Below are 13,939 nucleotides of genomic sequence, written 5' to 3'. Positions count from 1 at the left end.
GATCTCCGGACGACGTCCCGGTGAGGCGCCGCTCACGTAAGCTCGGAGCCAGTATCACCTCCTCACCCAGCACACGGCGGCCGCAGCGCCCCGCGTGCGGAAACGGCAGACATGTTCTCCAAGATTTTGGTGGCCAACCGCGGCGAGATCGCGATCCGCGCCTTCCGCGCGGCGTACGAGCTCGGTGCCGGAACCGTGGCCGTGTTCCCCCAGGAAGACCGCAACTCCATCCACCGCCAGAAGGCGGACGAGGCCTACCACATCGGGGAGGAGGGGCATCCCGTCCGCGCCTACCTGGACGTGGCTGAGATCATCCGCGTGGCCAAGGAGGCGGGCGCGGACGCCATCTACCCGGGCTACGGATTCCTCTCCGAGAACCCGGAGCTGGCTCGGGCCGCGGCTGCCGAGGGGATCACGTTCGTGGGCCCGCGTGCGGAGATCCTCGAGCTCGCGGGCAACAAGGTGGAGGCGCTGCGTGCCGCCCGTCGCGCGGGCATCCCCACGCTGGACTCCTCGGACCCCTCCTCGGACAGGGACGAGCTGATCGCCGCCGCGGAGAAGATCGGCTACCCGGTCTTCGTGAAGGCCGTGGCCGGTGGTGGCGGTCGAGGCATGCGCCGCGTGGAGAGCGCCGAGGCGCTGCCGGGCGCCCTGGACGCCGCCATGCGCGAGGCGGACACCGCGTTCGGCGACCCCACCGTGTTCATCGAGCAGGCCGTGCTGCGCCCCCGCCACATCGAGGTGCAGATCCTGGCGGACAACGAGGGCAACATCGTGCACCTCTTCGAGCGGGACTGCTCGCTGCAACGCCGCCACCAGAAGGTCATCGAGATCGCCCCGGCCCCGCACCTGGACCCCGAGATCCGCGACGCCCTGCACCGGGATGCCGTGAAGTTCGCCAAGGAACTGGGCTACGTCAACGCCGGCACGGTGGAGTTCCTCGTGGACACGGCCGGTGAGCGCGCCGGACAGCACGTGTTCATCGAGATGAACCCGCGCATCCAGGTGGAGCACACCGTGACCGAGGAGATCACGGACGTGGACCTGGTGCAGTCCCAGCTGCGCATCGCCGCCGGGGAGACCCTCGACGACCTCGGCATCCACCAGGAGGACCTGCGGGTGCGCGGCGCGGCGATGCAGTGCCGCATCACCACGGAGGACCCCGCCAACGACTTCCGCCCGGACGTGGGCAAGGTCAGCGCGTACCGCTCCGCGGGCGGCGCGGGTGTCCGCCTGGACGGCGGCACGCTCTACGCCGGCGCGGAGATCTCCCCGCACTTCGACTCGATGCTCGTGAAGCTCACGTGCCGCGGCCGGGACTACCCCACGGCCGTGCTGCGTGCCCGCCGCGCGCTCGCCGAGTTCCGCATCCGCGGCATCGCCACGAACATCCAGTTCCTGCAGGCCGTGCTGCACAACCCGGACTTCCTGGCCGGGGACGTGGCCACGGACTTCATCGAGAACCACCCGGACCTGCTCAAGGGCAAGGGCTCGGCGGACCGCGGCACGCGCGCGCTGAACTACCTCGCGGACATCACGGTCAACAAGCCCAACGGCGAGCGTGTGAACGGCATCGACCCGCGCGACAAGCTTCCCCACTACCCCGGGGACAAGCGGGACGAGCCCTACCGCAGCCCGTTCGACGGCCCGTCGAAGCACGAGGTGCCCGCGGGCTGGCGCCAGGTGCTGCAGGAGAGGGGACCCGAGGGGTTCGCCCGTGCGCTGCGCGAGTACGAGCCGCTCGCGGTCACGTCCACCACGTTCCGTGACGCCCACCAGTCCCTGCTGGCCACGCGCGTGCGCACCCGCGACCTGCTCGCGGCGGCACCGGCGTACGCGCACCTGCTCCCGGGCCTGCTCTCGGTCGAGGCGTGGGGCGGTGCCACGTACGACGTCGCACTGCGCTTCCTGGGGGAGGACCCCTGGGAGCGACTGCGCCTGCTGCGCGAGGCCATGCCCAACATCCCCATCCAGATGCTGCTGCGGGGACGGAACACGGTGGGCTACACCCCGTACCCGGTGGAGGTCACCAACGCGTTCGTGGCCGAGGCCGCGGAGACCGGTGTGGACATCTTCCGCATCTTCGACGCCCTCAACGACGTGGATCAGATGCGTCCCGCGATCGAGGCCGTCCGTGCGACCGGCACCGCCGTGGCGGAGGTGGCCCTGTGCTACACGGGCAACCTGCTCGATCCCGAGGAGAGTGTCTACACGCTGGACTACTACCTCGACCTCGCGCAGCAGTGCGTGGACGCGGGCGCCCACATCCTGGCGATCAAGGACATGGCCGGTCTGCTGCGCCCGGAGGCGGCTCGCCGGCTGGTGACCGCCCTGCGTGAGCGCTTCGACCTGCCCGTGCACCTGCACACCCACGACACCGCGGGCGGCCAGCTGGCCACCCTCCTGGCGGCGTCGGAGGCCGGTGTGGACGCGGTGGACGCGGCGTCGGCGTCGATGGCGGGGACCACCTCGCAGGTCTCCGGCTCCGCGCTCGTGGCCGCACTCGAGAACACGGAGCGGGACACGACCCTCTCCCTGGACGCGGTCAGCGACATGGAGCCGTACTGGGAGGTGGTGCGCTCCATCTACAAGCCGTTCGAGTCCGGCCTCACGGGCCCCACGGGGCGCGTGTACCGCCACGAGATCCCGGGCGGCCAGCTCTCCAACCTGCGGCAGCAGGCCATTGCCCTGGGCCTCGGGGAGAAGTTCGAGGCCATCGAGGACATGTACCACGCCGCGGACCAGATGCTCGGCCACCTCGTGAAGGTGACCCCGTCCTCCAAGGTGGTGGGCGACCTCGCCCTGCAGCTCGTGGGCATGGACGTGGACCCGGCCGAGTTCGAGGCGGACCCCCGCAAGTTCGACATCCCGGACTCCGTGATCAACTTCCTCGCCGGTGAACTCGGCACCCCGCCCGCGGGCTGGCCCGAACCGTTCCGCACGAAGGCGCTGGAGGGGCGCACGGTGAACCTCGCCGACAAGGAGCTCAGCGACGAGGACCGCGCGGGTCTGGACGCGCCCGGCGCCACACGCCGCGCCACGCTGAACCGGCTGCTGTTCCCCGGTCCCACGAAGGAGTTCGAGAGCTCCCGCACGAAGTACGGTGACGTCTCGGTGCTGCACACCCGCGACTTCCTGTACGGCCTGGAGCAGGACCACGAGCACGTCATCTCACTGGGCAAGGGCGTGCGCCTGCTGGTCACCCTGCAGGCGATCTCCGAGCCGGACGAGAAGGGCATGCGCACGGTCATGGTCACCCTCAACGGCCAGCTGCGCCTGCTGGAGGTGCGGGACGAGTCCGTGACGTCCCAGGTGGTGGAGACCGAGAAGGCGGACACGTCCCGGCCCGGTCACGTGGCGGCGCCCTTCGCCGGTGCCGTCACCGTCACGGTCTCCGAGGGGGACACCGTCTCCGCCGGGGACGCTGTGGCCACGATCGAGGCCATGAAGATGGAGGCCTCCATCACCGCGCCCGTCGCGGGCACGGTCTCCCGCGTGGCACTGGCGGACACCGCGCACGTGAGCGGCGGAGACCTCGTGCTGGTGGTCGACCCGCAGTGAGCCACCCCGCCCCGCGTGCCCGCCACGCCGTGGGCTGAACGGACGCCGCCCCACGCTCCGCGTGCGGGGCGGCGTCCTAGCATGGGGCGCATGCGCTCATTCGATCTGATCATCGTCGGCTCCGGCTCGGGCAACTCCCTGCTCACCGACGAGTACAGGGGCCTGGACGTGGCCATCGTGGAACCCGGTCGCTTCGGCGGCACGTGCCTCAACGTGGGCTGCATCCCCACCAAGATGTACGTGTACCCGGCCACCGTGGCGGAGCAGGCCCGGGACGCCGCCCGGCTGGGGGTGGACGCGAGCATCGACCGCGTGGACTGGCGCGGCATGCGGGACAGGATCTTCGGCCGGATCGACGCGATCTCCGAGGGCGGCCTGCAGTTCCGGGAGTCCCTGGAGAACGTCACGGTCATCCGGGAGTACGTGCACCTCGTGGCGCCGCACGTCCTGGAGACGGACTCGGGTCAGCGGATCACCGCGCCGCGCATCGTGCTCGCCAACGGCTCCCGTGTGCGGCTGCCGGACGTGCCCGGCACGGACCTGCCCGGGGTCCACACCTCGGACACCGTGATGCGCCTGCCCGAGCAGCCCCGGGACGTGGTGGTGGTGGGCGGCGGGTACATTGCCGCCGAGTTCTGCCACGTGTTCCAGGGCCTGGGCTCCTCGGTCACCCAGCTCAACCGCTCCCACCGGCTGCTGCGCGCCCACGACGACACCATTGCCGAGCGGTTCGCACGCGAAGCCGCGCAGCAGTGGGACCTGCAGCTGGGGTGGAGCATCACGGGCATCGAGCGGGCCGCGGACGGGCGGCCCACGGTCGCGGCGCTCGCCACCGACGGGTCGGGGACGCGCTGGGAGCGCACCGCGGACGTGGTGCTGCTGGCCACGGGCCGCACCCCCAACGCGGACACGCTGGACCCGGCGGCAGCGCAGCTGGACGTGACCGACCGCGGTCTGCTGGCCGTGGACGAGCAACAGCGCGTGCTCTCCCAGGGGGAGCCCGTCGAGGGGCTGTGGGCCCTGGGGGACGTGTGCTCCCCGCACCAGCTCAAGCACGTGGCGAACGCCGAGGCGCGCGTGGTCTCCCACAACGTGGTCCACCCGGAGGACCCCCGCGCCATGGACCCCCGGGCCGTGCCGTCCGCCGTGTTCACGGAGCCGCAGATCGCGTCCGTGGGCATGACGGAGCGCGCCGCGCGCGAGTGGGCCCGCGAGCACGGCACGGAGATCACCGTGAAGGAGCAGGACTTCGGGGGCGTGGCCTACGGCTGGGCCATGGAGGACCACGTGGGCATCTGCAAACTGGTCGCGGACTCCCGCACCGGCGAGCTGCTGGGCGCCCACCTGATAGGGCGGGACGCCTCCAACCTGATCCAGCCGCTCGTGCAGGGCATGGCGTTCGGGCTGCGCGTGCACGAGATGGCGCGCGGACAGTACTGGATCCACCCCGCGCTCGCGGAGGTCGTGGAGAACGCCCTGCTGGGCCTGGACGTCCCCGGCCAGCGTCCGGACGCCTCCTGAGACCGCGTCCCGGACGGGACGACGACGCCGCCCGCACCCTGGCAGTCCAGGGTGCGGGCGGCATCGTCGTGGCCAGGGGCGGACGCTCGGGTGGCTACTTCGTGTACATGTCCTCGATCACGTCCGCGAAGTCCTCGGCAACCTTGGCGCGCTTGAGCTTGAGCGAGGGGGTCAGGTAGCCGTCGGCCACGGTGAGGTCACGGTCCAGGATCCGGAAGGCCCTGATGCTCTCGGCCCGGGACACCTTGGCGTTGGCGTGGTCCACGATGCGCTGCACGTGTTCGACCACCGCCTCCTCGCGGGAGGCCTCGGCGAGCGTGAGGCCGGGGTCCAGCCCGAGCGTGGGGAGGATCTTCGGCAGCGTCTCGGGGTCCAGGGTGACGAGGGCGGCCACGAACGGGCGGTTGTCCCCGACGGCCATGACCTGTCCCACCGTGGCGGAGGTGCGGATGGGGTCTTCGAGCTGGTTGGGGATCACGTTCTTCCCGCCGGCCGTGACGATGATCTCCTTCTTGCGGCCCGTGACGGTGAGCAGACCCTCGTCGTCCAGGTGGCCGAGGTCCCCGGTGGCGAACCAGCCGTCCCGGAACGCCTCGGCGGTCTTCTCCGGCAGACCGTTGTAGCGCTCGAAGACGTTCACACCGCGCACCAGGATCTCGCCGTCCTCGGCAATGGCCACCTCGTTGCCCGGCATGGGGTGGCCCACGGTGCCGAGCCTGTTGATGCTGGGGACGTTCGCGGAGATGGGTGCGGTGGTCTCGGTGAGCCCGTAGCCCTCCACCACGTACACGCCGATCCCGTTGAAGAAGTGCGCCATGTGCTCGCCGAGGGCCGCGCCGCCGGAGACGGCGTAGCGCACCTCCCCGCCCATGGCCTCCCGCAGCGTGGAGTAGACGAGCCTGTCGTAGAGCCGGTGGCGGGCTTCGAGCCACGGCGAGACCCGGCCATTCTGCGAGGCCTTGGACCACGCCGCGGCGGTGGCCACGGCGCGCTCGAAGATGAGCTTCTTCACGGGCGAGGCGGCCTGCGCCTTGAAGCGGGCACCCACCAGGATCTTCTCGAACACCCGCGGCACCGCGAGGATGAACGAGGGCTTGAACCGGGCGAGGTCGTCCATGAGCTGGGAGACGTCCGGGGTGTGCGCCAGGGCGATCCCGGCGTCCAGCGAGGTGACCTCCACGAAACGCGCGAAGACGTGGGCCAGGGGCAGGAACAGCAGGGTGCGCGCACCCTCGTGCATGAGCTCCCCGGCCACCTGGATCGTGTTCTGCGAGCACGCCACGAAGTTGCGGTGGGTGAGCTCGCAGCCCTTGGGCGGGCCGGTGGTGCCGGAGGTGTAGATGAGCGTGGCGGTGTCCTCCAGGCTCACGCCGTCGAACGGGTCCGCGAGGTCCTCCCGGTGGGCACCGGCGGCGACCACGGACTCCAGGGAGACGTCCGGGGTGTCGGTGTCGAACACACGGATGCGCTGCTCGGCGGGGAACGGGGTGATGCGCGCGGCCTCCCGGACGCGCTGCGCGAGCTCTTCCGACTCCACGAAGATCCCGGTGGCTTCGGAGTCCGAGAGGATCCAGGCGATCTGGTCCGGAGAGGACGTGTCGTACACCGGCACGGGCACCGCGCCGAGCCACCACAGGGCGAAGTCCACGAGGGACCACTCGTAGCGGGTGCGGCTCAGGATTCCCACGCGGTCCCCGGGCCGGACGCCCTGCTCGGCCATGCCGCGGGCGAGGCCCACGACCTCGTCCCGGAACTGCCGCGCGGTGACGTCCCGCTCCCGGCCCGCGGTCAGGACCGTGTAGAGCACGAGGTCGGGCTGCTCACGCGCGCGTTCCGCGAGGATGTGGGCGATTCCCGGGTACGGCAGGGGATTGACGAGGGCGGGGGCGCTGACGCGTCTCATGTAAAACCTTCCTGACGAGATTGCGTCTCAGTTTACGGTGTGTGCATCTTCACACCGTGCGGCCAGGTGACACGTCCGCGTCATGGGGCGGGGTCGTGCCCGTTCCCGGAGCGTCACGGCGGGCCCGGGAGCTGCCGTGCCGGTGCAGCTGCCACCGGAAGAGCGGACACGACGGGGCCCCGCGGTTCCTGGATCCCGGGTGGGCCGGTGTGCCGGGGCGGCTCACACGACGGCGCCGTCGTCGTCCTCCGGGGGATCGCTCGGCAGGGCGCGGAACACCAGGACGAGCGCGCCCACGAGACCCGCGAGAGCCGCGGTCCACACGAGCCCCGGGAGAGGCCCGGGCAGCAGGGACAGCCCGGTCACGACCACCACCACCGTGAGCACGGCGGACAGGGCCCGCAGCATGGCGGGGGAGATGCCGCCGGTCACGGGGCCGGGATCCGGGTCGTAGACCTCGTCCTCGGGATCCTCCCGCAGCTCCGGGGGAACGTCCTCGACGGGCTGCTCCGCCCCGCGCCACACGACGTCCTCGGCCCACGGGTCCAGATCCTCGTCGTCGCTGGGGATGTCGTCCCACGTGTTGCCGCGGATGATGCTCTCGAAGGGATCGTCCGAGGGCTCGCGCGGCGTCATGCGGGGGCCCCGCCCAGGAAGTCCTCCCCGCGGGAGAGCCGCTGCACCGCGTCCCGCGACATGCGCTCGATCAGCGGGGCGTCGTGGTCCAGCGTGGCCACGTGGTAGCTGTTGGGCAGCGCCACCACCCGCACCGGACCGGACGAGCGCTGGGCCACGAGCTCGGCGGAGTCCCCGGAGACCACGTGGTCCTCGTCGGAGCGGAACACCACGGTGGGCGCCGTGACCGCGGGCAGCGTGCGCACCGTGCGGTGCATCAGCACGTTGAGCTGGGCCACGGCGGCCAGCGGCGTGCGGTCGTACGCGGACTCCAGCGCGGTCTCGCTCCTGATGTCGCTCGCGATCCCGGCCAGCGACGGCACAGCGGGGCTCAGCAGCCTGCTGAAGCGGGCCATCCGGTTGACCAGCGCCAGCGCCGGGTTCACCAGGAGCACCCCGGCCACGTCCCGCCGGGCGGCGGTGTGCAGCGCCAGGGCACCACCCATGGACAGCCCGCACACCACCACGTGCTCGTGGTGGCGCCGCAGCCGCCAGTACTGCTCGTCCACGGCGTCGCGCCACGCCTGCCAGGGCTGCTCGGCGAGATCCTGCCACTGCGTCCCGTGCCCGGGCAGCAGCGGCACGCTCACGCCGGGGTGGGCCCCGGCGCCGTCGACCGCGCCGTGGAGGGCGCGCGCCCAGTCCCGCACCGACGCCGTGGTGGAGGTGAAGCCGTGGAGCACCAGGACACCCACGGAGGAGGTGCCGGGCAGGGTGAGGTGGCCGTGCTGATCCGATGACATGGCGCCATTGTGCCAGCCCCCGCGGGGGAGCATGAGACAATCGGCCGGGGAACGGCCCGGTCAGGGACGCCCTCCACCACACGTTCCGGGCCCTCGCCCGGCGCCCCCGGCAGCGACGAAAGGTCACCCGCTCATGGTGTACATGTTCCTCAGGAACTACGTGGTGGCCCCCGTGGTCAACCTGGTCTGCCGGCCCACCGTGATCGGCCTGGAGCACGTCCCCGCGCACGGCCCCGCGATCCTGGCGAGCAACCACCTCTCCGTGCCGGACACCATCTTCATGCCCGTGGCCGTGCCCCGGCAGGTGTACTTCCTGGCCAAGTCCGAGTACTTCACCACCCCGGGCGTCCGGGGCCGGATCGTGGCCGCGTTCTTCAGGGCGATCAACCAGATCCCCATGGACCGGCGCGGCGGCAGCGCGAGTGCCAAGTCCCTCAGTGCGGGTGGCCAGGCGCTCGCGGAGGGCAAGCTCGTGGGCATCTACCCCGAGGGCACCCGCTCCCCGGACGGGCGCCTCTACCGCGGGAAGGTGGGCGTGGCGCGCCTGGCGCTGGAAACCGGTGCGCCCGTGATCCCCGTGGCGATGATCGGCACGGACAAGATGCAGCCCCTGGGATCGCGGTTTCCGGACCCGCGGCGCGCCCGGATCACCACCATCTTCGGCGCGCCCCTGGACTTCTCCGAGCTGAAGGGCCGGCAGGGCGACCACGCGACCCTGCGGCGCGTCACGGACGAGATCATGGCGGCCATCCAGCAGCTCTCGGGCCAGGAGACCGCGGACGGCTACGCGTCCGAGCACAAGCGCCGTCTGGCGGAGGAGAGGTCCGCCGGTCTCAAGGCGCAGGCGCGGGACGTGGCCCAGGCCACCCGCGAACGCGGGCGCTCCGTCACGGACGCGGTCTCCCAGCAGGCGAGCACGCTCAACGCCAGGCTCCACGGCCGGACGCCGGAGGACACGGATGAGGGTTCCTCGGGGCCCACGTCCTAGACTGGTGGGATGAGTTCCGAGACCCTGCCTGAACAGTTCCGCTCCGTGACGACCCCCTCTCCCAGCGCCGCCGACTACCCCGGCCTGGACGAGTGGCGCGAGCGCAGCATCGGACAGCACCCGCAGTGGGCGGAGCACCCGGACTTCGCGGACTCCATCCAGGAGCTCAACGCGGTGCCGCCGCTGGTGTTCGCCGGCGAGGTGGACCGGTTGCGCTCCCGGCTGGCCCAGGTGGCCAACGGAGAGGCGTTCTTCCTGCAGGGCGGTGACTGCGCCGAGACCTTCGCGGGCGCCACCGCGGACAAGATCTCCGGCCGGGTCCGCACACTGCTGCAGATGGCGGTGGTCCTCACCTATGGCGCCTCGCTGCCCGTGGTGAAGATGGGCCGGATGGCCGGCCAGTTCTCCAAGCCGCGCTCCTCCAACGAGGAGACCCGGGACGGGGTGACCCTGCCGTCCTTCCGCGGCGAGATGGTCAACGGCTTCGACTTCACCGAGGAGTCCCGGGTCCACGACCCCAAGCGCATGCTGCGCGGCTACCACACCTCCGCCTCCACCCTGAACCTGATCCGGGCGTTCACCCAGGGCGGCTTCGCGGACCTCCGTCGTGTGCACGCCTGGAACATGGGCTTCGCCGCGAACCCCGCCTACGCGCGCTACGAGACGATGGCCCGGGAGATCGACCACGCGGTGAAGTTCATGGCCGCGTGCGGCTCGGACTTCGACGCGCTCAAGACCACCGAGTTCTTCGCGGGCCACGAGGCCCTGCTGCTCGACTACGAGCGGGCACTGACCCGCATCGACTCGCGCACCAACCTGCCGTACGGCACGTCCGCGCACTTCCTGTGGATCGGGGAGCGTACCCGCGACCTCGACGGCGCGCACGTGGACCTGCTGTCCAGGCTGCGCAACCCGATCGGCGTGAAGCTGGGTCCGGGCACCTCGGGCGAGGACGCGCTGCGCCTCATCGACGCCCTGGACCCGGAGCGGGAGCCCGGGCGGCTCACGTTCATCACCCGCATGGGCGCGAAGAACATCCGCGAGAAGCTGCCCCCGGTCATCCGGGCCGTGGAGGAGTCCGGCGCCAAGCCGGTGTGGGTCACGGACCCCATGCACGGCAACACCGTGTCCCTGCCGTCCGGGTACAAGACCCGCCGGTTCGAGGACGTGGTGGACGAGGTCCGCGGCTTCTTCGAGGTGCACCGTGAGCTCGGCACGTTCCCCGGCGGCATCCACGTGGAGATGACGGGTGACGACGTCGCCGAGTGCCTGGGCGGTTCGGACCCCGTGGCGGAGTCCTCGTTCGCCGAGCGCTACGAGACGCTGTGCGACCCCCGCCTGAACCACATGCAGTCGCTGGAGATCGCCTTCCTCGTGGCGGAGTACCTCTCCGAGCAGAACTGACGCGCCGCGGCGTCGTCGTGCCGCAGCCGGCCCCGACGACGCCGCCCGGCCGGGACCCGCTCACACGACGGTGAGCACCACGGTGGTCCCGTCCTGGCGCTGGCGCACCACGCGGTTGAGGTGGGAGCCCACCGGGGCGTCCACGCGCACGGTGAACCCCTTGTCCTCCAGTTCGGCCCGCGCGGCCTCCACGTCCTGGCCCACGACGGCCGGTGGTTCGCCCTGCGGGGTGCTGACGGCCACGGTGACCTCCACGGACGTGCCCTCGTCCACCTCGCTCCCCGCGGCGGTGGACTGCGAGAGCACCGTGCCCTGCGGCTGGGTGGAGTACTCGTTCGTCACGGCCCCCAGCGTCAGGCCCGCGGCCGAGGCGGCGCCGCGGGCGGTGTCGAGAGAGCTCCCCGTGAGCGCGGGAACCGACACCCGGGCGGGCCCCGAGGAGACCAGCAGGTTGACCTGCTCGATGCCTCGGACCGTGCTGGACTCCGCGGGATCCGTCGCGAGCACGATGCCCTCCGGCGTGTCCCTGCTGGTGGTGGTGCGCACGCCCACGTTGGAGATCCCGGCACCCGCGAGCTCGCGCTCCGCGGACGCCGTGTCCTGACCCGCCACGGGCGGCACGGTGGCGGAGGCCGTGCCCGGCGCGGAGCCCAGCCACCAGCCGAGGAATCCGGCCACGGTCAGCAGCAGCGCGAACACCACCACCGCCAGGGCGACGTGCAGGGGCTGCGGCTGCGGGTTGAGGCGGACCCGGGGTGCGTCGGGGGAGCGGCGGGCGGTGGAACCCGCTCCCGGTCCCACACGGGAGGTCGCGAGGGTCCCGGTGGCGTCGGGGTCGTAGCTCGGCAGGATGGGGGTGCCCCCGCCTGACGTGCCGAGGGCCTCGGTCGCCGCCTCGGCGGGCGTCCCGCCCGGGGCGGAACCCAGCGCCTCCGTCGGCGCGTCCGCGGTGGCCGCCCCCAGTGCCTCCGTCGGTGCGTCGGCGGGGGCGGGGCCCCCGGGGCTGTCCGCGCGAGTGGTTCCCGCGAGCACCTCCGTGGGGGCGCCGCTGAGGGACGGCGGGTCCACGGGATCGGGCAGGGACCGTCGGATGGCGAGCGCCAGGTCCAGGAGCTCGGCGGCGTCGACGGGCCGGTGGCCGGGGTCCCGGGACGTGGCGCGCAGCACGAACTCGTCCAGCGCGGGAGGCGTGCCCGGTGCCGCGCCGCTGGGCGCGGGCACGTCCCGGCTCACGTGCGCGTGCGCCACCTGCAGGGCCGTGCCCGTGTACGGCCGGGACCCCGTGAGCATCTCGTAGGCCATGATCCCCACCGCGTACACGTCGCTGCGCTGGTCCACGGGACCGTCGGCCACGAGCTCCGGGGCGGCGTAGCCCACGGTGCCGAGCACGGTGGAGGTGGCGGTGTGCTCGTCCACGGCGCGGGTGAGACCGAAGTCCGCGACCTTGACCTCCCCGTCCGCGGTGAGCAGCACGTTCTCGGGCTTCACGTCCCGGTGCACGAGGCCGATCCGGTGGGCCCGCGCGAGGCCACGCAGCACGGGGACCAGAAGGTCCAGGACCCGACGTGGGGGCATGGGGGCCTCACGGCCGATCACCTGGCGCAGCGTGGGCCCGTCCACGTACTCGAGCACGAGGTAGAGCACGCCGTCCGCGGTGCGGCCCTGGTCCAGCACCGAGACCACGTGGGGGTCGTGCAGCCGGGCCGCGGACCTCGCCTCGCGCTGGGCCCGTGCCGCGAAGGACGGGTCCTCTGCGATGTGCGGGTGGATGATCTTCAGGGCCACGGGACGTTCGAGGCGTTCGTCCAGGCCCTCGTGAACCGCAGCCGTGCCGCCGCGCGCGATCCTGCGCCCCACCAGGTAGCGGTTCTCGAGCAGGGTTCCCTCGCGGGGGTCGTTCGTGCTGCTACTGGGCAAATTTCCGTTCCTGTGCGCTCACGGCCTTGACGTACGCCTTGGTGTCCGGGTACATACCGTACGTCCGCACGCCGTGCAGACCCTGGTAGTAGGCACCGATGCCGGTGGCCTTGTCCGGCGCCCTGTCCTGCAGCTCCCGGATGACGGCGACGCCCGCGGTGATGTTGTCCTGCGGGTCCAGCAGATCCAGGTCCCGGCCCACCATGGCGGAGGCCCACTGCCCGGCGGACGGGATCACCTGCATGGTGCCCACGGCGTCCGCGGGGGAGACCACGTCGTGGCGGAAGCCCGACTCCTGGGAGGCGTGGGCCAGTGCGAGGGCGGGGTCCACGCCCATGGCGCGGGCGGTCCCGGCCACCATCTCGCGGATCTTCTCGGGGGAGGGGACTGCGCGCCGCTGCAGCTCGGCGTGGTGCCTGTTCGCGGACGCGGTCACCTCCCGGGGGTACTCCCGGCCGGCGAACGTGGTGCCCACGGCGGGCCGCGCGGCCTCCGCGGCCGGCTCGCCCGCGGCCCCGTCCTGCGGGGTGGCCTCCGCGCCGGACGACGCAGCCGGGGGCGCGGTGGCGGGTCCGCCCGGCACCGTGAGGGTGCGGCCCGGCCGCAGCACGGAGCCGGCCGAGAGGTCGTTGGCGGACATCAGCTGGGAGACGCTCACCCCGTACCGCTGGGAGAGCTCCCACAGGGTGTCGCCCGGGGCCACCGTGTGCCGACGGCCCGCGGGGGAACCGGACGGCGGCGTGGCGGAGCCCGAGGAGGAGCTCCGCGCCGCGGTGGTGGGGGTCCTCCGGGGCGCGGGTGCGGCGTCGTCGCCGGAGGCCGGTGCGTGCGGTGCTTTCCCGCTGCGCGGGGCGGCGGGGGAGCCGGGGACGGTGAGTCGCTGTCCCGGGCGCAGCATGCCGTGGGCGGGAACCGAGTTGGCGGCCATCAGCTCCTTGACCGTGACCCCGTGGGCGGTGGCCAGGGACCACAGGGAGTCACCGGGGGCCACCGTGATCTGGGACGGGCCGTGCTGCTGCGCCACGTGCACGGTCTGCGGGGAGGCGGGAGCGGCGTGCGCCGCCTGCAGGGGGCCCAGGGCGGTGAGCGCCGCGAGCGCGGCCGCGGACCCCTGTGCCGCACGGCGGGACCACGCGGAACGGGAGGAGGGGTGGTCCTGGGGCGGGTCAACCGGCATGTTCGCGACACCTGACTCGAGATGGGGGAAATGGGGAAGACCGCACGCAC

9 protein-coding genes are annotated in these 13,939 nt (G+C 72.4%); 4 read left to right on the top strand and 5 right to left on the bottom strand.

Annotation, left to right across the window (positions count from 1 at the left end):
- Positions 1-111 precede the first annotated feature (111 nt).
- On the top strand, positions 112-3,561 hold the full coding sequence (locus EAE32_RS11420; protein WP_121865257.1) for a pyruvate carboxylase: 3,450 nt from the start codon (positions 112-114) through the stop codon (positions 3,559-3,561).
- A gap of 90 nt (positions 3,562-3,651) precedes the next feature.
- Positions 3,652-5,082 carry a mycothione reductase gene (locus tag EAE32_RS11415; protein ID WP_121865287.1) on the top strand — a complete coding sequence of 477 codons (1,431 nt, stop codon included), beginning with the start codon at positions 3,652-3,654 and terminating at the stop codon, positions 5,080-5,082.
- 94 nt (positions 5,083-5,176) lie between these two features.
- Here the strand turns inward: EAE32_RS11415 and EAE32_RS11410 are convergent, their stop codons facing one another.
- The 3 genes from EAE32_RS11410 to EAE32_RS11400 all read right to left on the bottom strand — a co-directional run bounded on the left by EAE32_RS11410 (position 5,177) and on the right by EAE32_RS11400 (position 8,403).
- Positions 5,177-6,985: an AMP-dependent synthetase/ligase gene (locus tag EAE32_RS11410; protein ID WP_121865256.1), complete on the bottom strand. Its 1,809-nt coding sequence runs from the start codon at positions 6,983-6,985 to the stop codon at positions 5,177-5,179.
- 222 nt (positions 6,986-7,207) lie between these two features.
- On the bottom strand, positions 7,208-7,621 hold the full coding sequence (locus tag EAE32_RS11405; protein ID WP_121865255.1) for a hypothetical protein: 414 nt from the start codon (positions 7,619-7,621) through the stop codon (positions 7,208-7,210).
- Positions 7,618-8,403 carry an alpha/beta hydrolase gene (locus tag EAE32_RS11400; protein WP_121865254.1) on the bottom strand — a complete coding sequence of 262 codons (786 nt, stop codon included), beginning with the start codon at positions 8,401-8,403 and terminating at the stop codon, positions 7,618-7,620. Before EAE32_RS11400 ends, EAE32_RS11405 begins: the two co-directional genes overlap by 4 nt.
- 133 nt (positions 8,404-8,536) lie before the next feature.
- On the opposite strand from EAE32_RS11400, the gene EAE32_RS11395 reads away from it, so the two are divergent.
- Both EAE32_RS11395 and EAE32_RS11390 read left to right on the top strand, forming a co-directional pair.
- Positions 8,537-9,391 carry a lysophospholipid acyltransferase family protein gene (locus tag EAE32_RS11395; protein ID WP_121846281.1) on the top strand — a complete coding sequence of 285 codons (855 nt, stop codon included), beginning with the start codon at positions 8,537-8,539 and terminating at the stop codon, positions 9,389-9,391.
- A 9-nt stretch (positions 9,392-9,400) separates the two neighbouring features.
- Positions 9,401-10,795, top strand: coding sequence for a class II 3-deoxy-7-phosphoheptulonate synthase (locus tag EAE32_RS11390; protein ID WP_207803891.1), 1,395 nt, complete (start codon positions 9,401-9,403; stop codon positions 10,793-10,795).
- Positions 10,796-10,855: 60 nt separating this feature from the next.
- On the opposite strand, the gene pknB is transcribed toward EAE32_RS11390, so the two are convergent.
- Both pknB and EAE32_RS11380 read right to left on the bottom strand, forming a co-directional pair.
- A complete protein-coding gene (pknB, locus tag EAE32_RS11385; RefSeq protein WP_121846282.1) occupies positions 10,856-12,712 on the bottom strand; it encodes a Stk1 family PASTA domain-containing Ser/Thr kinase in 1,857 nt (618 codons plus the stop codon).
- The gene (locus tag EAE32_RS11380; RefSeq protein WP_121865253.1) at positions 12,702-13,889 is read right to left on the bottom strand and encodes a lytic transglycosylase; all 1,188 of its coding nucleotides are present in this window, start codon (positions 13,887-13,889) and stop codon (positions 12,702-12,704) included. The genes pknB and EAE32_RS11380 overlap by 11 nt, the downstream gene beginning before the upstream one ends.
- Positions 13,890-13,939: the final 50 nt, after the last annotated feature.

The sequence above is a fragment of the Kocuria tytonicola genome (assembly GCF_003687175.1).
GTDB lineage: Bacteria > Actinomycetota > Actinomycetes > Actinomycetales > Micrococcaceae > Kocuria > Kocuria tytonicola.
The sequence above is the reverse complement of the archived record's forward strand: the minus strand, read 5'-3'. Positions and strand labels throughout refer to the sequence as shown.